This window comes from Herbaspirillum sp. C9C3 (genome assembly GCF_013359625.1).
Lineage (GTDB): Bacteria > Pseudomonadota > Gammaproteobacteria > Burkholderiales > Burkholderiaceae_D > Herbaspirillum.
The window spans coordinates 21,923-45,476 of sequence record NZ_JABFMQ010000004.1; the positions used below are offsets into that span (position 1 = coordinate 21,923).

General features: G+C 65.6%; 14 protein-coding genes. 4 read left to right on the top strand and 10 right to left on the bottom strand.

Translation table 11 applies throughout. From position 1 onward, the window contains the following. Positions 1-21: 21 nt before the first annotated feature. The 3 genes from HNO82_RS05550 (at position 22) to HNO82_RS05560 (ending at position 6,133) form a co-directional block, all read left to right on the top strand. Positions 22-4,047 carry a translocation/assembly module TamB domain-containing protein gene (locus HNO82_RS05550; RefSeq protein ID WP_175343013.1) on the top strand — a complete coding sequence of 1,342 codons (4,026 nt, stop codon included), beginning with the start codon at positions 22-24 and terminating at the stop codon, positions 4,045-4,047. Positions 4,048-4,208: 161 nt separating this feature from the next. After that, entirely contained in the window at positions 4,209-5,768 is a 1,560-nt protein-coding gene (locus HNO82_RS05555) for a sensor domain-containing diguanylate cyclase (RefSeq protein ID WP_175343014.1), read from the top strand. A 2-nt stretch (positions 5,769-5,770) separates the two neighbouring features. Beyond that, a complete protein-coding gene (locus HNO82_RS05560) occupies positions 5,771-6,133 on the top strand; it encodes a hypothetical protein (protein ID WP_175343015.1) in 363 nt (120 codons plus the stop codon). Between the two features lie 7 nt (positions 6,134-6,140). Here the strand turns inward: HNO82_RS05560 and HNO82_RS05565 are convergent, their stop codons facing one another. From HNO82_RS05565 to HNO82_RS05600, 8 genes are all read right to left on the bottom strand, one after another. Continuing rightward, on the bottom strand, positions 6,141-7,607 hold the full coding sequence (locus tag HNO82_RS05565) for an ABC transporter ATP-binding protein (RefSeq protein ID WP_175343016.1): 1,467 nt from the start codon (positions 7,605-7,607) through the stop codon (positions 6,141-6,143). After that, a complete protein-coding gene (locus HNO82_RS05570; protein ID WP_175343017.1) occupies positions 7,604-8,434 on the bottom strand; it encodes an ABC transporter permease in 831 nt (276 codons plus the stop codon). Before HNO82_RS05570 ends, HNO82_RS05565 begins: the two co-directional genes overlap by 4 nt. After that, positions 8,431-9,411 (bottom strand): ABC transporter permease, encoded by a 981-nt coding sequence (locus tag HNO82_RS05575; protein WP_175343018.1) that lies wholly within the window; start codon positions 9,409-9,411, stop codon positions 8,431-8,433. The genes HNO82_RS05570 and HNO82_RS05575 overlap by 4 nt, the downstream gene beginning before the upstream one ends. Further along, entirely contained in the window at positions 9,402-10,964 is a 1,563-nt protein-coding gene (locus tag HNO82_RS05580) for an ABC transporter substrate-binding protein (protein ID WP_175343143.1), read from the bottom strand. The genes HNO82_RS05575 and HNO82_RS05580 overlap by 10 nt, the downstream gene beginning before the upstream one ends. Positions 10,965-10,993: 29 nt before the next feature. Beyond that, a complete protein-coding gene (locus HNO82_RS05585) occupies positions 10,994-13,117 on the bottom strand; it encodes a TonB-dependent siderophore receptor (protein WP_175343019.1) in 2,124 nt (707 codons plus the stop codon). 280 nt (positions 13,118-13,397) lie between these two features. Further along, positions 13,398-14,384 carry a magnesium and cobalt transport protein CorA gene (locus HNO82_RS05590; protein WP_008327273.1) on the bottom strand — a complete coding sequence of 329 codons (987 nt, stop codon included), beginning with the start codon at positions 14,382-14,384 and terminating at the stop codon, positions 13,398-13,400. Positions 14,385-14,407: 23 nt separating this feature from the next. Continuing rightward, positions 14,408-15,298 (bottom strand): DMT family transporter, encoded by an 891-nt coding sequence (locus HNO82_RS05595; RefSeq protein WP_175343020.1) that lies wholly within the window; start codon positions 15,296-15,298, stop codon positions 14,408-14,410. Between the two features lie 46 nt (positions 15,299-15,344). Further along, a complete protein-coding gene (locus HNO82_RS05600; protein ID WP_175343021.1) occupies positions 15,345-16,748 on the bottom strand; it encodes a DHA2 family efflux MFS transporter permease subunit in 1,404 nt (467 codons plus the stop codon). A gap of 155 nt (positions 16,749-16,903) precedes the next feature. Here HNO82_RS05600 and HNO82_RS05605 point away from each other — a divergent pair, with 155 nt between their 5' ends. Continuing rightward, entirely contained in the window at positions 16,904-18,733 is a 1,830-nt protein-coding gene (locus HNO82_RS05605; protein ID WP_175343022.1) for a chorismate-binding protein, read from the top strand. A 23-nt stretch (positions 18,734-18,756) separates the two neighbouring features. Here HNO82_RS05605 and HNO82_RS05610 read toward each other — a convergent pair whose 3' ends face one another. Both HNO82_RS05610 and HNO82_RS05615 read right to left on the bottom strand, forming a co-directional pair. Continuing rightward, positions 18,757-20,292 carry an efflux transporter outer membrane subunit gene (locus HNO82_RS05610; protein ID WP_175343023.1) on the bottom strand — a complete coding sequence of 512 codons (1,536 nt, stop codon included), beginning with the start codon at positions 20,290-20,292 and terminating at the stop codon, positions 18,757-18,759. A 22-nt stretch (positions 20,293-20,314) separates the two neighbouring features. Next, positions 20,315-23,551 (bottom strand): efflux RND transporter permease subunit, encoded by a 3,237-nt coding sequence (locus HNO82_RS05615; RefSeq protein WP_175343024.1) that lies wholly within the window; start codon positions 23,549-23,551, stop codon positions 20,315-20,317. Positions 23,552-23,554: the final 3 nt, after the last annotated feature.

Consider the following 23,554-nt stretch of genomic DNA (forward strand, 5'->3'; position numbering starts at 1 on the left):
GAATTCGAATCACCACCCAGCATGAGCGAACCGCAACACGATCCGCAACAAGCCCCCGCCACACCGCCGCCGCGTCGTCGCGCCCGCAGCGGCCGTCGCATCGCCGCGTGGAGCGGCGGCAGCGTGGCCGCGCTGGTGCTGGCCGTTGCCGCTGCCGCCCTGTTGGCCACCCATACCGAAAGCGGTGCGCGGCTGCTCTGGGACACCGCCGTCAAGGCCCTGGACGGCAAGCTTTCCGGCCAGTTGCTGGGCGGCACGGTCGCCGACGGCCTGCGCCTGCGCGACCTGCATTACCAGGATGAGAAGCGCATCCTCGACATCGACAGCGTCGACGCGCGCTGGCACCTGGCGCTGTTGCGCCGCAAGTTCAACCTCGATTACCTGCGCGTGGGCAACGTGCAGTTGAACCAGCAACCCTCGCCCTCCGAACCGAGCACCCTGCCGGCCTCGCTGGAGATCCCGCTGGCGCTGGAGATCCACGAGATCAGCGTGGCCAGCCTCAAACTGATCCAGGGGACTTCCACCACCGAACTCGCCAAGCTCAAGCTGCATGGCAACTCCGACGGCGTGCAACATACGCTGGTGCTGGACAGCCTCAACACCGCCTTCGGCGACGCCACTGCCTTGCTGCATCTGAACGGCAAGCGGCCGTTTGCCATCGGTGGCGGGCTGGAACTGGCCGGGGCCTACCAGTACGGCGAGAACAAGGAGCTATACCAGCTCAACGCGCAATTGTCGGGCTCGCTGCAGGAACTGGGCATCGCGCTCACGGCGGGCGGCGACAAGCTCAAGGGTAATGCCGACATCGTCGCCACGCCCTTTGCCAGTGTCCCGCTCAAGCGTGCCAGGGTGGACCTGCAGCACCTCAATCCGCAAGCCTTCAACGCCGCAGCGCCCGCCGCCGACCTGAACCTGCGTGCCGACCTGGCACCACCTGCCGGGTTGGCCGCCGACGCTCCCTTGCAGGTGGCGGGCCGTGTGGAGATCGACAATGCCCGCCCCGGCAGCCTGGACCAGCAACGCTTGCCGTTGCTCTCGGCCAGCGCCGACCTGAAGCTGGACCTGCAGCAACAAACCCTGTCGCGGCTGGAGATCCGCCTGCCGCAGCACGCACGCATCGAAGGCAGCGGGCAGTTTCGGCCCGGCAGCAGCGAGCCCGGCAAGGCTGAGCCCATGGCGGGACAGTTCAAGCTGCGCGTGAGCGACCTGGACCTGAACCAGCTGCATCACCAGGTGCGGCCAACCCGGCTTTCCGGGCCGGTGGATGTCACGCTTGCGCCCGACGCGCAGCAACTCCTGCTGACCCTGCAGGACAGCACCCTGAAGCTACATGTGGACAGCCTCATCGGCAAGGATCAAATACAACTGCGCGACGCCTCGCTGAGCGCCGGCAAATCGCGCCTGGAGACCTCCGGTACCCTGCAGACCGCCAATGCAATGGATTACGCCTTCAAGGGCCGGCTGGTGGACTTCGATCCGACCGCCGTGCTGCAGGCGGTGAGGCCGCCCCCGACCACCTCCGGCAAGGGCCGCAAGCGCGTTGCCGCGACCACCTCCAAGCCCATCCCGGCGCGCATCAACATGGACTTCGACGCCGCCGGTGCGCTCTCTCCGGAACTGAAGCTCAAGCTGGGTTTCCGCATCCACGACAGTACTTACGATGCCCTGCCCATGCGCGGCCAGGGCGACATCAACCTGGCCGGCATGCGCCTGATGCCCAGCCACGCCAATGTGCAGATCGCCGGCAATACGCTGGACCTGGACGGCAGCTTCGGTGCCGCCCGCGACAAGCTCAGGCTCAAGGTCGATGCGCCGCAGCTCGCGCGGCTGGGCTATGGACTGGCCGGCCTGTTGCGGGTGGATGGCATCCTCACCGGCACGCGCGAGCGCCCCAACCTGCTGGCCAGCCTGCAGGCCGAGCAGCTGGCCTTCGGTGCGCACAAGCTGCATCACCTGACCGGCCAGAGCGAATTGCACAGCAACCTGGCTGCCGGTGTGGCCTCGCCCGACAACCGCCTGTCCCTGAGCATCGAAGGCGACGGCTACAGCGGTCCGCACGCCGAACTGGCACGCCTGGCCCTGAAACTGGATGGCACCTATGCCAGCCACACCCTGTCCATGCAGGCCAGGGGCAAGCTGGCCGACCAGCCGCTGGACCTGAACCTGGCCGCGCACGGCAAGCTCACCGAAAAGACCCGTGGCAACTATGGCTGGGCCGGCAGCCTGGACCAGTTCAGCAACCAGGGCCTGCCGCGCATCGCCCTGACCAGCCCGCTCACACTGGACGCGTCGGCCGACGACATCGAGACCGGCAGCACCCGCATCGAGATCGACCACAGCGCGCTGGAACTGAAGCGCCTGTCCTACCACCAGGGCCGACTGGCTTCGGCGGGACAGGTGCGCGCGCTGGATGTGGGCCGGGTACTTGAACTGGTGCAGCAGTTCACCGGGACGCCGCCGCCCGTCAAGACCGACCTGGTGCTGGACAGCGACTGGGACTTCAGCCTGGCCGAGACTGCCAGCGGCTACCTGCAGATCGCGCGCAAGTCGGGCGATCTGCGGGTCACCACCAGCGTGGGCGAAGCGGCGCTGGGCCTGTCCGAACTGCAGCTCCGCGGCCAGTTCCAGGGCGAACGCATGAATGTCACCGGGCGCGTCAACGCCGCGCGCATCGGTACACTGGAGCTGGGTGGCGAGGTCGGCCTGCGTCGTGTGGATGCACTGCTGGCCCTCGCGCCCGAATCGCCGCTGAACCTCAGGGCCAGCCTCGATGTACCGGAACTCAAGCGCGTGGGCGACCTGATCGGCCCGCAAGTGAGCCTCAACGGCAAGCTGGCCGCCACCCTCAACGCCGGCGGCACGCTCGCCCAGCCGCGCCTGTCGGGCGCCATCAATGGCGACAACCTGGCCGTGACCGAATTCGACCAGGGTATCCAGTTGAAGGATGGCATCGTGCGTATCGTCATGGACAGCAACGTGATCGATCTGCGTCAGATCGAGTTCCACGGCGGACGCGGCACCCTGCGCGCCGGTGGCAAGGTCCAGCTGGGTGCGGATAATCCCGACCTCAACGCCACCCTCACCGCCGACCATCTGGAACTGTTCGCCAGCCCCGACCGCCAGCTGATGCTCTCCGGCGAAGGCAAGATCAGCAACGTCAACGAACAGTTGCGGGTTGATGGCAAGTTCACCGTCGACCGTGCCCTCTTCGACCTGCCCAAGAGCAGCGCGCCCAAGCTGGGCGATGACGTGGTCATCGTCAGCCGCAGCGGCAAGAACCGCGTCGGTGCAGCCGCCTCGTCACAACAGAAACTGGAAGCGGCCACCGAGAAACCGGCCAGCAAGTTCGCCCCCGTCATCAACCTGGCGCTCGATCTGGGCAACGACTTCCGCTTCCGTGGCAGCGGCGCCGACCTGCGTTTGCGGGGTGATATGAATGTTCGTAGCGAACCGCTCTCCCCGCTGCGCGCCACGGGCACCATCAACGTGGCCGAGGGCAGCTATGAAGCTTTTGGCACCAAACTCAATATCGAGCGCGGCATCATCAACTTCCAGGGCCCGATCGCCAATCCCAACATCAACATCCTGGCCATGCGCCGCAACCAGGATGTCGAAGCCGGGGTCTCGGTGACCGGCAACGTCAACCAGCCACGCGTGCAACTGGTGTCCGAACCCAATGTGCCGGATGACGAAAAACTGTCCTGGATGATGTTCGGTCACGGCACCGACAGTTCCAGCATCGGCCAGCGTACCGCCAGCAGCCAGGCCCTGGCGCTGGTGGGCAACATGGGCGGCAAGCGCATCGCCAAGGATATCGGGCTGGACCAGTTCAGCATCGGTTCCAGCGAATCGGGGCTGACCGATGACCAGGTGGTCAACCTGGGCAAGGCCATCACCCAGAAGATCACGCTGGGCTACGAGCAGAGCCTGCAGGGCGCGGCCAGCGTAGCCAAGGCCACCTGGCAGATCTCGCGACGCTGGTCGGTGGTGGCGCGGGCCGGCACCATCAATGGCCTGAACATCCTGTTCAGCCGCCGCTACGACTGAGGGGTACAGGCAACGGCGGCTCGCCCTTGCATCAGGGGAATCTGTTAATCTCGATACAAGTTCAGGACATCCCTGATAGACGCGCCCAACAGCCTGAACAACAATGCAGACAGGCAACAGGGCGCCGGGGGGTAAAGCCGTTTCCGGGGGAAAGCGACAACATGCCAGAACACAGAATCCAGCGCGCATCCAGAACAGCCAAGCTGTTCGTGGTCGTGGTCTGTCTCGTCATCCTGCTGCTGGAGGCGTGGTCGGCCTGGCGTGCCTATGAGGTGGCCACCGACGAGGCCATCCGCAATGCCTCCAACATGGCACTGGCCATGACCCAGCATGCCGACCAGTCCTTCAAGGAAATCGACGTGGTCCTGCAAGGCATCCAGGAGCATATGGAATATGACGGTCCCGGCGTGGCCGGGCGCCAGCGTACCCATGATTTCATGGTGGCCTCGGTGGCGGCCGTACCGCAGCTGGCCAGTCTGATGGTGTATGACGAAACGGGCCTGGCCATCGGTACCTCGCAGGCCACTCTGGAACACCGCTACATCCAGGACGATTACTTCCTGCATCACCAGCGCCTGCGCACCGACCAGGCCTACATCGGCAAGCCCATGCGCAGCCGCACCAACGGCCAGTGGATCGTGACCATGAGCCGGCGCGTGAACCACACCGACGGCAGCTTTGCCGGGGTGGTGGTGGCCGATGTCGACCTCAGCCACTTCCAGCGCTACTACGAACAGTTCGCCATCGGCCGCGACGGCGCCATCCTGTTCGGCCTCAACGAAGGCACCGTGATCTATCGTCAGCCGCTGCTGAGTTATTCCATTGGCCTGGACATCTCCAAGTCCGTGCTGGTGACCCGATACCTCAGCCGGGCCGAAGAAGGCAGCTTTGAGATGCGCTCGCCGCGTGACGATATCGTGCGCCTGACCAGTTTCCAGCATTGCAGCCTGTATCCCCTGTTCGTCGCCGTGGCGCTGGCCAAGGACGACGTCCTGGAAGACTGGACACGGCGCGTGTGGATCCGCGGCATCGCGGTGCTGCTTCTGCTCATCGTCATCGGCTATGGCGGCAACCGCCTGGTGGCGCAGGTGGCCGGACGCGAAAATGCCGAGCTCGAAGCCATCACCGCCCGGACCGAACTGGAAAGGCTCTATCGCACCCTGGAAGCGCAGTCGCAGAAGGACGGCCTGACCGACGTCTTCAACCGCCGCTACTTCGATGCGGCGCTCACCGCTGAACTGGCGCGACTGAACCGTTCCGGCGAGTCGCTCTCGCTGATCATGGTGGATGTGGACCACTTCAAGCGCTACAACGATACCTATGGTCATGCTGCCGGCGACATCTGTCTCAAGCAGGTGGCGGCTGCCCTCAACAGCGTGGCACGTCGCCAGGGCGACATCGTGGCACGCTATGGCGGCGAGGAATTTGCGCTGATCCTGCCCAACTGCAACGCTGCCAGCGCCCATGCCATTTCCAACCGGCTGGTACAGGCCGTGCGCGCCCTCGACATCCCGCATGAAGGCAGCTCGGTGGGACACGTCACCATCAGCGTAGGAGTCGCCAGCCTGGCCAGCGGCAAGGGTGCACAGGTCGATGCCCGCGAACTGATCGACACCGCCGACGCTGCCCTCTACCGCGCCAAGGAACAGGGTCGCGACCGTGCGATCCAGCACGACTATCCGCGCCTGACGATGATCCCCGAACACCCGGGGCGGAGGTGAAGATGCGCTGCCTGATCCGCTACCAGCTGCGTGACGAAGCGGCCCCGGCCCATCACGAATTCAGCAGCGAGGCGCCCGATGTCGAGCAGGTCGTCCAGCACCTCACCGAATTCCTGCATCCGGAAGTGCTCTTCGAATTCCTGCCGATGCGGCCCGGCGGCAAGGACAGCATCACGCAACTGCGCGAGCGCATGGCGCACGCGCGCGATTATCTGGAACAGTATTGCGGCCTGCAGAGCCTGTCCTACATGCTCCTGCCGGAAGGGGCCAGCTCAGCCCAGGGGAAATGGACCAATGTGCTGCTGGGCAGCCAGAAGGAGACGACTTACCCGCAGCACGACGACGACCGGCAAGGCAGCGCCTGAACAGGCCCTAGGGCGGTGGCCCCAGCAGCAGGCGCCGGTCTGCCACGCAGCGCACGATCTGGGCATCATGCGTCACCAGCAGCACGGCGCTACCCGCCTCCCTGGCCTGCTCCACCAGCAGTGCGATGACCTCCTGCTGGGTCAGCGGGTCCAGGCGCGAAGTCGGTTCATCCGCAAAGATCAGGGCCGGACGCATCAGTAGCACGCGCGCCAGCGCAATGCGCTGCAACTCACCGCCCGAGACCTGGCGCGGCAGGCGCTCCAGCAGACTGGGACAGAGCCGCATGCGCGCCAGCAGATCCTCCAGAGGCTGCCAGTCCAGTCCATGCAGGCGCACCAGATCGCGCAACGACTGACGCAGCGTGACGGTGGGCGCAAAGGCCGCCGCCGGGTCCTGATAGATCTTCTGGAAGGCGGTGCGCGCCAGACCGGCCGCCCGCGTGACCTGTCCGGCATCGGGCCGCAGCAGGCCCAGCACGATATTGCCGAAAGTGGTCTTGCCAACGCCGCTGGGGCCGCTGACGGCGACGATTTCCCCGGCACGCAGACGTGCACTGATGCCGCTGAACAAAGGCTGCTCACCGAAGGACTTGGCCACCTGGCTGAGCTCGACGAGCACGGAGGAGGCCGGAGCCGATGCCGTGGACACGGTCGCCGCCGGTTGCGGCCAGCACGCCGGATCAGCCGCCAGCAGTCGACGCGTGTAGGCGTGCCCGGGCCGCGCCAGCAGTGCTTCAGCCTGGCCGCGCTCGACCATGCGCCCCTCCAGCATCACCGCCAGTTCGCCGCCCAGCGCGCGCGCCAGCCACACATCATGGGTGATGCACAGCAGACTCATGCCCTGCTGCTGCGCCCTCTGCAACAGGGCCAGCACCTCGCCGCGCCGGTCCGCATCCAGCCCCTTGGTCGGCTCATCGATGATCAACAGCGGCGCGCCCGCGGCGTGGGTGGCCAGGAATGCCACGCGCTGGGCCATCCCGCCCGAGATCATGAAGGGGTAATGATCGGCCGCTGCCTCCAGCCCCAGGCTGGCCAGGGCCTGCCCGGCCAGCGTACGGGCCTGGCGGCGCGCGCCGCGCAGGCTCTCGTGGCGGCTGTCGGCGGCGGGACGGCTGACCAGCTCATAGGTCTCGGCCACCTGATGCGCCACTGTCATGGTCGGGTCCAGCGCCAGCCAGGGCTCCTGCGGCAGCAGCGCCACGCGCCGCCCCCAGCCGCGCCGGCGTGACGCGGCATCGGCGGCCTCGGTGGTCGCTCCATCGATCTCGATCCGGCCGCTGGCATGCAGGCTGGCCGGCAGATTGCCCATGATGGCCTGGGCCAGCAGCGACTTGCCCGAACCGCTCTCGCCCAGCAGCGTCATCACCCCACCGCGCGCAATGGAGAAATCGATGCCCTGTACCAGCGCGCTCTGGCCGTGCCAGACCGACAGGTCCTGCACCCGCAATGCCGCATTCGAGGAAAGAATGTTCATTCCTGCTCCTTCTGTCCTGACGACAACAGCAAACCCAGCAAGGTGAGGAACAGCACCAGCACCGGCCCGCCCAGCAGCCAGGGTGCTTCGCGGTAATACGGCAGCAGTTCGATCATCATCACGCCCAGTTCCGCCGTGGGCGGCTGCAGCCCGACGCCGACGAAACCCAAGGCCGACATCGCCAGCACCGCACCCGCCAGGCCAAAGCGCATCAGCGTCAACAACCGTGGCAGCAGCGCCGGCAGCAGATGGCGGCGCATGATGTAGACGGCCCCGAATCCCAGCAGGCGCGAGGCTTCCACCTGCGGACTGGCCAGCAGGATGCGGCTGGCGGCGCGCACCACGCGGAAATATTCCACCCACAAGGCCAGCGAGATGCCCACATACAAAGGCCAGAAGCCGCCCGGAGCAAAGGCCGCCAGCAGCAACACCAGCAACAGGCCCGGCAGGGCCAGCACGGCATCGGCCAGGGCGGAGAGCACACGCTCGGTCCAGCCGCCGCACCAGGCCGCCAGCAAGCCGATGAGTACCCCGGGGAGCGCCGCCGAGAGCACGCTCAGCAGCGCCAGCGCCAGCGACAGCCGCGCGCCATGCGCCAGTCTTGCCAGCATGTCGCGACCGAGCTGGTCGTAGCCCAGCGGATGGGCCAGGCTGGGCGCTTCAAGAAAGCGCGCCAATTGCTGGCGCGCCGGATCGGCATCGATGAGCAGCGGCCCCAGCCAGGCGAACAGGAAAATCAACAACAGCAGCAACAGGCCCGCGATCTGCGCGGGTCGCCAGCGCCGTGTGCCCGGCTGCAGCGGCCATTCGGAGGTAGACAGATTCATGGTCGGCGGCGCGGATCGATGAAGGCGCAGGCGGCATCGACCAGCGCATTGAAGAGAACGAACAACAGGCCCAGCATCAGCGCCGTGCCCTGGATCATCGGCACGTCCCGTCCGAAGATGGCATGCACCAAGGCGTGACCGATGCCGGGCCAGGCGAAGATGGTCTCCACCAGCACCACCCCTTCGACCAGCATCACCAGTTGCACTCCCAGATAGGCCGTGACCGGTGCGGCCACATTGCGCACGCCATGGCGCAGCAAGGCTTGCCCGGGCGTGAGTCCCTTGGTCAGCGCGAAGGCGAAGTAATCGGAGGCGCGCACCTGCACCATGGCATCGCGCGCCACCCGGCAGGACACTGCCGCCAGCCCCAGTGCCAGCGTCAGCGCCGGCAACACAATGCCACCGTGGTCGGTATGCCCCGCCGCCGGCAAGGCGCCCAGCTGCACCGAGAACAGCAGGACCAGCACCAGGCCCAACAGGAAGGAAGGCAAGGCCCGCAACAACACCGACACTGCCAGCGTGGCGCGATCGATCCAGCCACCCGGAAGCAGTCCGGCCAGCACACCGAGGGGCGGGCCGATCAGCAGCGACAGCACCATCGCCAGGAAGGACAGGCGCAGCGTGGGGCCCAGCTGATGCGCGATTTCCACCAGCACCGGCAGCGCCGTCACCTGAGACACCCCCAGGTCCAGGTGCAGCAGACGACTCCACCATTGACTCAAGGCCATGAACCAGGGTTGGTCCAGGCCCAGTTCGGCGCGCACGGCCAGGGCCGCCTCGGTGGTCACCATGTCGTAGCCGTAACGACCGGCGGCGATGCGATAGGCCATGTCGCCCGGCAGCAGGCGTGTCATGAAGAAACAGAGCGTGCCCACCAGCAAGGCCACCAGGGCGGCTTGCAGCAGGCGCTGGCTCAAGGCGCCGGCCAGTTGCCGGCGCGTGGCCGGTGGCAGCAGCAGAAGGCGGGTCAGGTCCATTGCAGGGAAGCGATGCGATAACTGCGTTCGAAGGGATCGATGCTGGCGCCGCGCAGGCGACCACTGACGGCACAGGTCTGGCGATACCACAGCACCGGGATCACCGGCAACTGCGCCTGCAAGACGGCCACGATGCGCTCGCGCTCGGCTCGCCCGGTGTTGGCGTCGCCGCTCGGGAGCGCCGCCAGCCGGGCCAGCAGGGCCGGGACTTCCCCGTCATGCCAGCCCATGGCACCCCAGTCGCCCCCTTGCGGGCCGAAGTCCTGCAAGAGGCTGGCCACCGGGTCGGGCAGGTTGCCGTAGTTGCGCGCGGCCAGCGCCATCTGCAACTGGCCGCTGCGATGACCGGCCGGGATGTCGCTGGAATTGCCGATCTGTACGCGCACGGCGATGCCGATCTGGCGCATTTCTTCCTGCAGGGCGGTGGCGATGAGCGGCAGCTCGGGACGATCGACGAAGGTGATCAGGCTCAGTTGCAGCTTCTGGCCATCCTTCCAGCGGGCGCCATCGGCACCGAGGCGCCAGCCGGCTTCTTCCAGCAGGCGGCGCGCCTGCCGGAGATCGGTATGCAGCGGCGGCAGGCGGGCATCATGCCAGCGTGCCAGCGACGGCGGCAGCAGTTGCGTCGCACCGAGGTCGGCATCGCGCAGCAAGGCACGGGCGATGCCCTCGCGCTCGATGCCCAGGGAGATGGCGCGGCGCACCCGCACATCGGCCAGAAAAGGATGGCCGGCGTTGAGCTTGAGGATGGTGGTACGCGGCAGCATGGCCGACAGCAGCACGGCATGCGGACTATTCTGCAGCGCGCGGATGCTGGGCGGATCGAGCGAAAAGGCCAGATCGGCCTGGCCGCTCTGGACCAGCAGCGTACGCGTTTCCGCGCGTGAAACGCTGATGTAGCGCGCACGCCGTACCGCCCTGCCCGCCCCGCCCTCCACCCGCTCGACATCAAACTGCTGCGGCAGGCTGATCGACTTGATGCGGAACGGGCCGCTGCCGAGGATGGCCACTACCTTGCCCCGTGCATCGAAACTGGCCGGCGCCAGGATCTGCGTGGAGTAATGCGTGAGCAGATAAGGCAGCGGGCCGAAGGGCTGGCGCAGAGACACCACCAGATCACTTTGCTGCACAGTCATGGCCGTGATGCCTGCCAGTTGCAGTACACCTGGCAGGACAGCGGCGCGCTGCAGACAGGCCAGGATGCTGGCGGGCGTGACTTCGCTCCCATCGTGGTAGCGCCGTCCGCGGGCCAGCGCAAAGCGCCATTGCAGGCCATCGGCGCTGACCTGCCAGGCCGTCGCCAGCCCCGCCTGCAACTGCCCGGCATCGTCCACCTCCAGCAGGGTCTGCACGACTTCCATGCGGGCGAACATGTACCCGGCGCGGGAGGGATCGAGCCCGGTCAGTTCCCACGGCCCGACCACGGTCAGGACATCGCTGTCGCTCCCGGTGATGGCATGGGCATGGGTGCTGGCCGCCTCATCGCCATGCGCCCATGCCTGCGGCCACGGGCTGGCGACCAGCAGTGCCAGCAAGGCGCGCCGACGTGACATCTGAGAATAACGCTTCAAGCAGGGCCTCTTCAGAACTTCACGTTCAGCGCCAGCGTGGCGGTACGTTCCTCGCCCGGCATGATCCACACAGTGCTGTAGGAGCTGCTGTAGTAACGCTTGTTGAAGAGATTGTTCAGGTCCAGCGAGAGCTTCATCTTGGGGGTGAACTGCCAGTAGGCCAGAGCACGCGCCGTCACGTAAGCGGGCAGCTTGAAACTGCCGGCCTGGTCACCGGTACGGTTGCCCACATAGTTCAGGCCACCACCGATACCGTAGGGCCTGCCACTTGCAGACGCATCTTCAAACACTGCCAGTACACTTCCCGATACACGCGGCACGTTGATCAGCCGCGAACCGACCGTCAGGGTGTTGTCCTTGCTGACGTAGGCGTCGGTATAGGCCAGGTTGCCGGTCAGCCGCCAGTGGTGGCCCAGGCGCGCATTGGCGTCCAGTTCCACGCCCTTGCTGCGCACTTCACCGGCCGCTATCGAGAAGGATGGATTGGCCGGATCGGTGGTCAGCACGTTTTGCTTGCTGATGTCGAACACGGCCAGGGTGGCGCCGCTGCGCTGGTCTTCGCTCTGGAACTTCAGGCCGACTTCGGCCGCACGCGAGGTTTCGGGGCTGAAGGCATTGCCGCTGGCATCGCTGCCGCTGTTGGGGCGGAAGGACTTGCTGGCGCTGACGTAGGCTGACCACGCGGGCGTGACGAGGTAGGTCAGGCCCAGGCGTGGCGAATAGGCGCTCTTGTCCTGGCGGGTGGTGGTGCCGGTGCGCCAGTTGTTCAGAGTGGAACGGAAGCCATCGGCACGTATGCCGGCCAGGAGCTTCCAGCGCTCGCTCAGGCTGATCTGGTCCTGCAGATAGAGCGCGGTACTGATCTGGCGTTCGCTGGTATTGGTGTTGGGGGTGGGGGTGGGCTGCGCCTGGCCGTAGACCGGGTCGTAGATGTTGACGGCATAGGGGGCCGCAGCGCTCGGGTTCACGCGCAACATGCGCTGATCCAGCGTGAGCCAGTCCACTTCGGTCCCCACCAGGACCTCATGCTGTATGCCCCCGGTGTGCAGCTTGCCGCCCAGTTCCGCCTGCAGCGCGGTATCGTGCCAGCTGTAGTCGCGGTAGCGGCGCTGGCGGCGCAGGGTGGTGTTGTCGGCCTGCAGGGCCGAGGCTTCGGTGGAATAGCCATCCAGCGTGCCATCCTTGTGGAACACACCGGTGCGCAGGTGCCAGTTGTCGTCGAGACGATGTTCCAGGGTCAGCAGGTGATTGGCGTTCTGCATCGTCATGTCGCCATCACCAGGCTCGCCCAGGAAGCGCGAGACCGGCAGCACGCCCGGATTGCCGTTGACGGCGACGATGCCGCGATCCAGCGGCGCCTTCTGGCGCAGGTACTCGCCTTCATAGTTCAGCACGGTACGCTCACTGAGCACCCAGGTGAACGCCGGTGCCAGGAACTGGCGGTCGCTACTGACGTTGTCGCGGAAGCTGTTTTTGTGCTCGACGGCTGCATTGAGCCGGTAGGCCACTTCGCTGTTGAGCGCCCCGGTGGAGTCCACCGCGCTGCGATAGCCGCCGCGGCTGTCCACCGACAGATCAAGGGAATGGGCCGCCTTGAACTGCGGCTTCTTGGTGACCACGTTGACGGTGCCGCCCGGTTCGCTGTTGCCATAGAGCGCCGCCGCCGGCCCCTTGAGGAAATCGATGCTCTCCACGTTGGCGGTATCGCGCGGCGGCGCGTAGCCGCGATTGGAGGCGAAGCCATTCCAGAGGATGTTCATGCCGCCATTCTCGCTGCCGGAAAACCCGCGGATCGAATAGTTGTCCCACAGCCCGCCGAAGTTGTTCTGCTTGGCCACGCCACTCACGTAGAGCAATACGTCATCCAGGCGCGTGGCCCCGAGGTCGTCCATCAGCTGGCGCGAGACTACCTGCACCGACTGCGGCAGTTCCTGCAGGGGCGTTTCGGTACGGGTGGCGCTGGAGGTGGTGCTCTGGCGATACTGCTGGCGCTGGCTGGTACCGGTGACGACCACCTGGCCCAGGCCGCTGTCGGTGCCGGTGATGGTGAGGGCGTCGGCGCTCCAGGCCGGTTGCTGGCCGTAGCCGATGGCGAGCGCGCCCAGCACGGCCGCCCGCAGTGCGGTCATTTTCATCTTTTCCCTTGTGATGTCGTTGTGCTGCGGCTGGGTGCGTGGACTGCCTGGCCGCGATGGAGAGACCGTCTTGCGCGGTCAGGGCGGGATTCTAATGCAACTTTGTTGCAATTATCAAGAGAAATGAATCGCATTTAGAACGCGAGTCCTGCACATGTGGGCAGGATGCACACTCTGCGCGCAGTGCGTGCGCAGTGTAGCGACGCAAACGAGCCTGCGGGTGCGGCATATTGCCGCACCCGCAGGAAGTCTTTACAAGCGAAGCAGGAACGTGCCCCCGTTAAAGCCAGCCCGCCTTGCGCAGCCGCCGCCACAACAGCGTGCAGGCGGTGACGATGCCACCCAGTACCAGCGGGAAGCTCCATTGCCAGGACAGTCCCGGCATGTGCGCGAAGTTCATGCCGTAGAGGCTGAAGATCATGGTCGGGATGGCCAGGATGGCACCCCAGCCGGCCAGGGTCTGGACGATCTCGTTCTGATGAATGGTGACCTGGGCCAGGTTGATCTGCACGGCCGACTCCACCATTTCGCGCAGGCGGTCGCCGGTATCGATGAAGCGCACCACGTGGTCGTAGATGTCGCGGAAATAAGCCTTGCCTTCCTTGGTGATGAGCCCTTCATGGAAGCGCAGCAATTGCGTACAGACGTCCAGCAGCGGCGTGGCGGCCGAGCGCAGGCGGATCAGCTGGCGCTTCAGCTGGTACAGCTCCTGCAGGTAGGCCTTGCCGCTCAAGGCACCGGGATTGAAGAGCTGTTCCTCATACTGGCTGAACTTGGTTTCAAGGTCGTCCATGATGGGACGATAGTTGTCGACCACGAAGTCCATGATGGAATAGAGCACGAAGCTGGGGCCGCGCATGAGCCGCTCGGGCAGCATCTCGCAGTGCTCGCGCACCTTGGCATAGCTGCGCGAGGCGCCATGCCGCACCGTGACCACGAAGCGCGGACCGGTCAAAATGTGAGTCTCGCCGAAGAGCACTTCGCCGCCGGCCAGTTGGGCCGTGTGCAGCACCACGAAGAGGGTGTCGCCGTATTCCTCGATCTTGGGGCGCTGGTGCGCGGCGTAGGCGTCTTCCACGGCCAGCTCGTGCAGGCAGAATTCTTCCTTGATCTTGTTCATCAGTTCGACATTGGGCTCCAACAGGCCCAGCCAGACGAATGTGCCCTCCTCTTCCAGCACGTCGCTGATGTCGTCGAGGCTGATGTCGCGCAGCTTCTTGCCCTTCTTGTAGACCGTGCAATTGACGATCATGGCGGGATCGATCATGTCTCTTTCCTGTTCTTGTCAGATCAGCCGGCGCGCCAGCGCAGGCGCTGCTTGAAGACCTGGGCCATGATCACGCCGGCCAGCGTGATGAGCCCACCAATGGCGTGGTAGGCGTGCAATTGCTCGCCCAGCGCCAGCACTGCAATGATGACAGTGAAGACCGGCATCAGGTTCACGAAAATGGCACAGCGGCTGGCCCCCAGATACGCCACGCCGCGCATCCACAGGAACTGCGAGAGGATGGAAGCGGCAATCCCCGCATACAGCAGGATAGGCAGGTTATCGCGCGTGATCGGCGAATGATGGCCCAGCACGTAACCGGGAAAGAGCAGCACCACCGCCGTCAGCACCTGCATGTAGAGCAGTTGCCAGGTACGCAGCGGCAGCGCCCAGCGACGCAGCATGACGCCATAGAGTCCATAGGCGATGGTGGCCAGCAGCATGAGCAGGTCACCCGTGACCACACCCTGGTCGAACAGCGCCAGCGGATGGCCGCGCCCGATCAGCACCGCCAGGCCGAAAAGCGAGAGGATGCCACCGGCCAGGGTGCCGACCGTCGGCGGCTCAGAGAGCAGCTTGATGCTCAGTACCAGCGTGAGCAGCGGCATGAGCGAGGCGATGATGCCCATGCTGGTGGCCGAGGCCGTGGCCGCGGCGAAATACGCCAGACTCTGGAACAACACCATGCCCAGCAGGGCCAGCACCAGTATCTTGCCCAGGTGCGGACGGATCTGCGCACGCGCCGCCCAGGTCGGGCGCGCCAGGAAGGGCGACATCAGCAGCGCCGCCAGCACCCAGCGGTAGAAGGAGATATCCTCCGGCGCAATCACCCCTGCCGACATCTTGCTGATGACGGTATTGCCGGCCCAGATCAGGACCGCGCCCAGCGGAAACCACAGGGACTTGTACGTCATGGGCTGCATGCTTCTCCTCGTTGTGCCGTGGCCGGACGTGGGTGCGTCAGGCCGGCTTGTTGTCCTGCTGGCCCGCCATCTCGGCACCGGCATTCGGCGGCAGCTGGCGCAGCATCAGCAGCGCCAGCGAGGCCACCGTGCCCACTACCAGGAAGGCCGGCCAGAAGTCCTGTGCCACCAGCGTGGCATGGCCCTGGATTTCATTGGACATCTGCAGTGCAAACCCGGCCAGCACCACGCCCATGCCGATGGACAATTGCTGCGCTACGCTGGCCATGCTGGTGGCCTGGCTCAGGCGAACCTTGTCGACATCGGCATAGGAAATCGCATTGAGACTGGTGAACTGCAACGACCGGAAGCAACCACCGATGAGCAGGATGATCACCATCAGCAGGTAAGGCGTCTGCGGCGTGAAGGTGGCCATGGCCCACAGCCCCAGCACGCCCAGCGCGCCATTGACCAGCAATACGCGGCGGAACCCGTAGCGACGCAGGAAGCGCGCGGCGATGGTCTTCATGAACATCGCACCGGCGGCCGATGCACAGGTCAGCAGGCCCGAATGGAAAGGCGTATAGCCAAAGCCCAGTTGCAGCATCAGCGGCAGCAGGAAGGGAATGGCACCGATGCCCACGCGATAGAGCGAACCGCCGAACACACCGGCACGCAAGGTCGGAATCTTCAGCAATGCCAGATCGATCAGCGGTGCCGTGGTGCGGCGTGCATGCCACACATAGGCACACAGAAACAGTGCCCCCGCCACCACACAGGCCAGCGAGATATCCCCCGCGACCAGATGGCGGCCCGAGGTGGCCAGGCCCATCATCAGCAGCGAGCAGCCCAGTGCCGAGAGGATGAAACCCAGGATGTCCAGGCGGGCTACCTGCTCGGCCTTGAGGTCGGGAATGAAGCGCGTGGCCAGATAGAGCCCGAGAATGCTGATGGGAATGTTGATGAAGAAGATCCAGCGCCAGTGGAAGTACGTGGTGATGAAACCGCCCAGCGGCGGCCCCAGCACCGGGCCGAACAAGGCCGGGATGGTGAGATAGGACAAGGCCTTGACCAGGTTGACCTTCTCCACGCTGCGCAGGATCACCAGGCGTCCGACCGGCACCATCATGGCCCCGCCGATGCCCTGCAGGAAGCGGGCGGCGACGAAGTGCGGCAGGGTCGAGGACACCCCGCACAGGACGGAGCCCAGCATGAACACGCAGATGGCCGCGCGGAAGATGGTGAGCGAACCGAAGCGGTCGGCCATCCACCCGGAAATCGGAATGAAGACCGCCAGCGAGACCAGATAGGAGGTCAGCGCCAGCTTGAGTGAAATCGGATCGACGTGCATGTCCAGCGCCAGCGCCGGCAGCGAGGTCGAGATGACGGTGGAATCCATCTGTTCCATGAACAGCGCACAGGCGACGATCAAGGGAATGATGAAGGTGCGGGGAATGGCCATGAGCAAGAAAGAATGAAGGGGCAGCCGGGCCGCATGCAGCCACAATGACCGGCCTTGCAAGCCGCCCGGCAAGCCTTGCAGTATACCTTTTACGCTATCATGCTGCCGGCGGCCGCCCTGGCCCCTCCCCTCGCTGTCATCGCTGCCCACGCCTCATGAACGAATGTTTCGCCCTCCTCGACGACCACCAGGCCAGCCCGGCCGAACCGCGCTCGCGCCTCTACACCGGGCATGTACGCACACTGGCCTGTACCGATGCCGCGCTCTTCCCGGCGATGCTGGACGAGATGCAGGCAGCGCTGGCCGAGGGACAGCACGCCGTGGCCTTGTGGCGCTATGAACTGGGCGCGGCGCTGCATGGCCTGCCGCATCACCCGCTGTCCGCCCCCCTGGCGCGCGTGCTCTTGTTTGCCCACTGCGCGCCTCTGTCTGCCGCCGAAGTGGATGCGTGGCTGTCCACCCAAGTACGCTCCGACAGCGCCGGCATCACCCGTCTGCGCAGCAGCGTCGATGAGACCGCTTTCACTGCGGCCATCGATCGTATCCGCGATTACATCGCAGCCGGGGATACCTACCAGGTCAACTATACCTATCGCCTGCACTTCGACGTGCTGGGCGACCCCATCACCCTGTACCGCCGCCTGCGTGCACGCCAGCCGGTGCCGTATGGTGCGCTGCTGCGCGATGAGAGCGGTGGCATGGTGCTCTCGTGTTCGCCGGAACTGTTCGTCGCCCATCAGCAGGGAACGCTGAAAGCCAAGCCCATGAAGGGTACCGCGCGGGCCGTACCGGTCGGAGAGGAAGGTGCGGACACGCTCAACGCGCAACGCGCTCTGGCCCTGTCCCACGATGAAAAGAACCGCGCAGAAAACCTGATGATCGTCGACCTGCTGCGCAACGATCTGGGCCGCGTGGCAGTCCCGGGCTCGGTGCAGGTACCGCATCTGTTCGACGTGCGTCGCTACGGCCAGGTGCTGCAGATGACCTCCACCATCCGCGCCCGCCTGCGCGCGAACGTCACCCTGGCCGATGCGATTGCTGCGCTCTACCCTTGCGGCTCGATCACCGGTGCGCCCAAGCGCCGCACCATGGAGATCATCGACGAGCTGGAAACCGAAGCGCGCGGACTCTATACCGGGGCCATCGGCTGGTTCGAGGCGCCGCGCGCGGGCGGGCATGCCATTGGGGATTTCTGCCTCTCGGTGCCGATCCGCACGCTGGAGCTGCAAGCCCCGCAGCAGGGCATGCGCAGCGGCGTGATGGGTGTGGGTGCAGGCATCGTCCACGACAGCGAGGCTGCCTCCGAATTTGCGGAATGCCAGCTGAAATCAGGTTTCCTCACGGAATTGACACAAAGCCTCACGCTCTTCGAAACCATCCATGCCACCCGCAGCGGTTGCCGCCATCTGGCGCTGCATCTGGAGCGTCTGAAGCAATCTGCTTCACTGCTGGGCTATCCCTTCGATGCGACGGCCATCCGAGCACAACTCGATGCGCGCTGTGCTGAACTTTCCGACCAGACGGCCTATCGCCTGCGGCTGGCGCTGGATATCCACGGGGGCATCGCGATCCAGCATACGGTGCTGACCCCGTTGAGTACGCCGGTCAAGGTCTTCCTGGCGGATACCGCCACCGACAGCCATGACCCCTTCCTGCGCCACAAGAGCAGCCAGCGCGCCCGCTACGACGCCGCCTGGCAAGAAGCCGAACGGCGCGGCGGCTTCGACCTGCTGTTCTTCAATGAACGCGATGAACTGACCGAGGGCGGCCGCAGCAATGTCTTCGTCAAGATCGCCGGCCGCTGGTGCACGCCGCCGCTGGCGTGCGGGGTCTTGCCGGGCGTCATGCGGCAGGTGCTGCTGGCCGATCCGCAATGGGATGCCGTGCAAGTCGTCATCACCCGCGCCGACCTGATGACAGCGCAGGAGATCGTGGTCTGCAATGCCTTGCGCGGGGCGCTGCCGGCAGTACTGGTCACCGCCTGAGCACGGTCCATACGCAACTCGGATCAACGCAGCGCTGCGTTGCCCTTCAGGCCCCTGGCCTTGTCAGCCGTCTGCTGCTGCAGCGGGCCGAGGTCATCCAGGCTATGCCCGTCCCAGCCCCCGCCCAGCGCCTTGGCCAGCAGCACGCTGGCGGCCATGCGGCGGTTGAGGATACTGAGCGAAGTCAGCTCGGCCGACAGCGCAGTGGCCTGGGCCGTGATGACGTTGACGTAGCTCACCGTCCCCGCCTTGTACTGGTTGGTCACCAGCGTAACGGCCTGGCGCGCAGCCTGCAGGGCCTCGCCCTGCACGGCCGCTTCCTGCTCCAGGATGCGCAGCGCGGCGAGGTTGTCTTCCACTTCCTGGAACGCCGTCAGCACCGTCTGCTTGTAGGTGGCCACCGTCCCGTCATAGGTGGCGATGGCCTGATCGGTGGCCGCTGCGCGCGCACCACCATCGAAAATGGTCTGCGCCAGTTGCGGGCCCAGCGACCACACACGTCCCGGCAGCGTGAACCAGTCGGCGAAGGTGGAGCTCTGATAACCGCCCGAGACCGACAGCGTCAGGCTGGGGAAGTAGGCGGCCTTGGCCACGCCGATCTTGGCATTGGCCGAGGCCACGCGGCGCTCGGCAGCGGCCACATCGGGACGACGCTCCAGCAGCATCGACGGCACCCCCTGCGGCACCGGCGGCGCCACCGCCGTGAGCGGCGCGCGCGGCAGCGAGAACTGGGCCGGCGTCTTGCCCACCAGCAGCGCGATGGCGTGCTCCACCTGCGCCCGTGTGACGCCATTGTCCAGCGCCGACGCCTGGGCCGATTTCAGTTGCGTCTGCGCCTGGATCACGTCGGACTTGGCCACCAGCCCGGCGGCATACTGGTTCTGCGTGACCTGCAGCGAGCGCTGGTAAGCCTGGACCGTGTCTTCCAGCAATTGCTGCTGGGCATCCAGCACGCGCAGTTGCAGATAGTTCTGCGCCAGCTGGGCCTGCGCCGACAGGCGCGCTGCGGCGAGATCGGCTGCACTGGCCTGGGCGCTGGCCTGGCTGGATTCGACGTCGCGCCGCACCTTGCCCCAGATGTCCGCTTCCCACGAGGCCGTCAGCGAGAAGGTATAGGCGTTGCGCACGCTGCCCGATGAACTCGACGAGGTGGACATGCCGGAGGATGTGGCTGAGGACGAACCGGCAGAGCCGGAGCGCCCGCGCGAGGCACCGGCCGAGGCCGACAGCGTGGGCGCATAGGCCGAGCGCGAACTTTGCACCAGCGCCACGGCGCTGCGGAAATTGGCTTCGGCCAGGGCCAGGTTCTGGTTGGAGATGTCGACCTGATCGGCCAGCGCATTCAATTGCGGATCGCCAAACATTTCCCACCACTTGCCATCGGCCATCAGGTCACGCGGCTGGGCCGGCTTCCAGTGCTGGCCTTCCTTGAAGACGGCCGGGCCGGTGTCCATCTGCGGACGGACATAGTCAGGCCCCACCGAGCAGGCCGCCAGCGCAAGGCTGGCTGCCAGCACCGCCAGCAGCGGCTTGAGTTTGAACAGGTCTTGTTGCGTCATGCGTTTCTCCATGGCGGCAGCCTCAGGCCGCCGAGGTTTCTGTCTTGTTCTTGCGGCCGAAACGGCGGCGGCCCCAGGCGCTCAGGCGTTCCATGTACAGATACACCACCGGGGTCGTGTAGAGCGTGAGCAGCTGGCTCACCACCAGCCCACCCACAATCGAGATGCCCAGCGGCTGGCGCAGTTCAGCGCCATCGCCGTGGCCGATGGCCAGCGGGATGGCGCCCAGGAGCGCGGCCATGGTGGTCATCATGATGGGGCGGAAGCGCAGCTTGCAGGCCTCGAAGATGGCGTCGCGCGGTGACAGGCCGCGATTGCGTTCGGCATCGATGGCGAAGTCCACCATCATGATGGCGTTCTTCTTGACGATGCCGATCAGGAGGATCACGCCGATGAGCGCGATGAGGCTGAAGTCGGTGCCGGTCACCATCAAGGCCAGCAGCGCCCCCACGCCCGCCGAGGGCAGCGTGGAAATGATGGTGATGGGATGGATCAGGCTTTCGTACAGAATGCCCAGCACGATATAGACCGCCAGCAAGGCCGTCAGGATCAGGATGGGCTGGCTGGAGGTGGAGGCCTGGAAGGCATTGGCCGTACCCGCGAAAGTGCCCAGCACGCTGGTGGGTACGCCCAGTTGCGCCATGGCGCGGTCAATGGCGGCGGTGGCCTGCGACAGCGAGACCCCCTCGGCCAGGTTGAAGGACAAGGTCGAGGCCACGAACTGGCCCTCATGGCTGACCGACAGCGCCGTGGTGGTGGGCTCGAAGCGTGAGAACGCCGCCAGCGGAATCTGGCGCGAGGCCGCCGTCGAGATGGTCTGCGCCAGCCCGGTATTGGCGTTCAACTTGCCCGAGGCCGACAGCGCCGGCGGGGTCGACAGGCTGGAGGTGGTGGGCGAGAGATTGGAGGAACCGGCCAGGCTGACGTAGGTATCGCGCAGGATCTCCGGGCTCTGCCAGTATTGCGGTGCGGCTTCCATCACCACGTGGTACTGGTTCATGCCGCTGTAGATGGTGGAGATCTGACGCTGGCCGAACAGGTCGGACAAGGTCGAGTCGATCAGCTGCGGCGTGACCCCGGCACGCATGGCCGTCTCGCGGTCGATGGTCAGGGTGGTCTGCAGACCGTTGTCCTGCTGGTCGGTGCTGATGTCTTCGAGCTCCTTCAGGTTGGACAGCGCCAGGCGTATCTTGGGCTCCCAGATGCGCAAGAGGCCCACATCGTCGGACTTGAGCGAATATTCATATTGCGAATCGCTCTGGCGCGCACCGATGCGGATGTCCTGTACCGGCACCAGAAACACCCGCGCACCGGCCACTTTGGCGGTCTTGATGCGCAGCCGCGCGACCACCTTGTCGGCACTGTCTTTTCGTTCAGAGAGGGGCTTGAGCGTGACATACATGAAGCCGCCATTGCGCCGCTGTCCACCGGTGAAGGCCACCACATCGGACACATCCGGATCGGCCTTGACGATATCGATGAACTCGTTGAGCTTGGTGCGCATGGCCTGGAAGGAGATGGCCTGGTCGCCACGGATGCCGCCGATCAGGCGCCCGGTATCCTGCTGCGGGAAGAAGCCCTTGGGGATGGCCTTGTAGAGGTAGACATTCAGGGCGATGGTGGCCAGGAGAATGAGCATCATCAGCGGTGCCGCACGGAGCGCCCAGGCCAGGGTGCGCTCGTAGGCCAGCAGCATGTCAGCGAAGATGGCCGCGCTCTGGTCGGCGATCTTCTGCAGCCAGGGATGACGGCGTTTGCGGCGGGCCTCATCGGCCTGCGGATCATGGCGCAGCAGTTGCGCACACATCATCGGCGTGGTGGTCAGCGACACCACCAGCGAGACCAGAATGGCCACCGACAAGGTGATGGCGAACTCGCGGAAGAGCCGCCCGACGATGCCCTCCATCATCAGAATGGGAATGAAGACGGCGATCAGCGAGATGCTCATCGACAGCACCGTGAAGCCCACTTCGCGCGCTCCCAGCAAGGCCGCCTTGTAAGGCTTCATGCCGGCCTCGATGTGGCGCGAGATGTTCTCCAGCACCACGATGGCATCATCGACCACGAAGCCGGTGGCAATGGTCAGCGCCATCAGCGACAGATTGTCGAGGCTGAAACCGGCCAGGTACATGATGCCGAAGGTGCCGATCAGCGAGACCGGCACGGCCACCGCGGGGATCAACGTGGCCCGCGCATTGCGCAGGAACAGGAACACCACCATGATCACCAGCGCCACCGAGAGCATCAGGGTGAATTCGGTTTCCTTCAAGGAGGCGCGGATGGTGGGAGTGCGGTCCAGCACCACCTTCATGTCGATGGCGGCCGGAATCGATGCCTGCAACTGCGGCAGCAGCGCACGCACGCTATCGACCGTCTCGATGATGTTGGCGCCGGGCTGGCGGTTGATGATGATCAGCACCGAGGGCTTGCCGTTGGAAGAACCGGCATTGCGCACATCGGCCACCGAGTCGCGCACCTCGGCCACGTCCTGCACCCGAACCGGCGTGCCGTTGCGATATGCAACGATCAGCGGGGCATATTCGGCGGCGGTCTTGGCCTGGTCGTTGGCATAGATCTGCCAGTTGCGGCCATCGTCCTCCAGCAAGCCCTTGGGACGGTTGGCATTGGTGGCAGCCACGGCCGTGCGCACATCCGCGCTGCCGATACCGTACTTGTTCAGGGCCGTGGGGTTCAACTCGATGCGCACCGCCGGCTGCGAGCTGCCGCCCACGCTCACCTGCCCCACGCCGCGTACCTGCGACAGTTTCTGCGCCACGATGCTGTCGGCGGCGTCGTACATCTGGCCCTGGGTCATGGTGTCCGACGTCATGGCCAGGATCAGGATGGGCGCATCGGCCGGGTTGACCTTGCGATAGGTCGGGTTGCTCGGCATGCCGGTAGGCAGCAGGTTGCGCGCGGCATTGAGCGCGGCCTGCACGTCACGGGCGGCACCGTCGATATCGCGGCTCAGGTCGAACTGCAAGGTGATGCGGGTGGAGTTCTGGGAGCTGGTCGAGGTCATCTCGGTCACGCCCGCAATGGCGCCCATGGCGCGTTCCAGTGGCGTAGCCACGGTCGCGGCCATGGTCTCGGGGCTGGCCCCGGGCAGCGAGGCCGAGATCGAGATGGTCGGATAATCCACCTGCGGCAGCGGCGAGACCGGCAGCAGGCGGAAGGCCACCATGCCGGCCAGCGCAATGCCAATGGTCAACAGCGTGGTCGCGATGGGCCGCTTGATGAAGGGAAGCGAGATATTCATGCG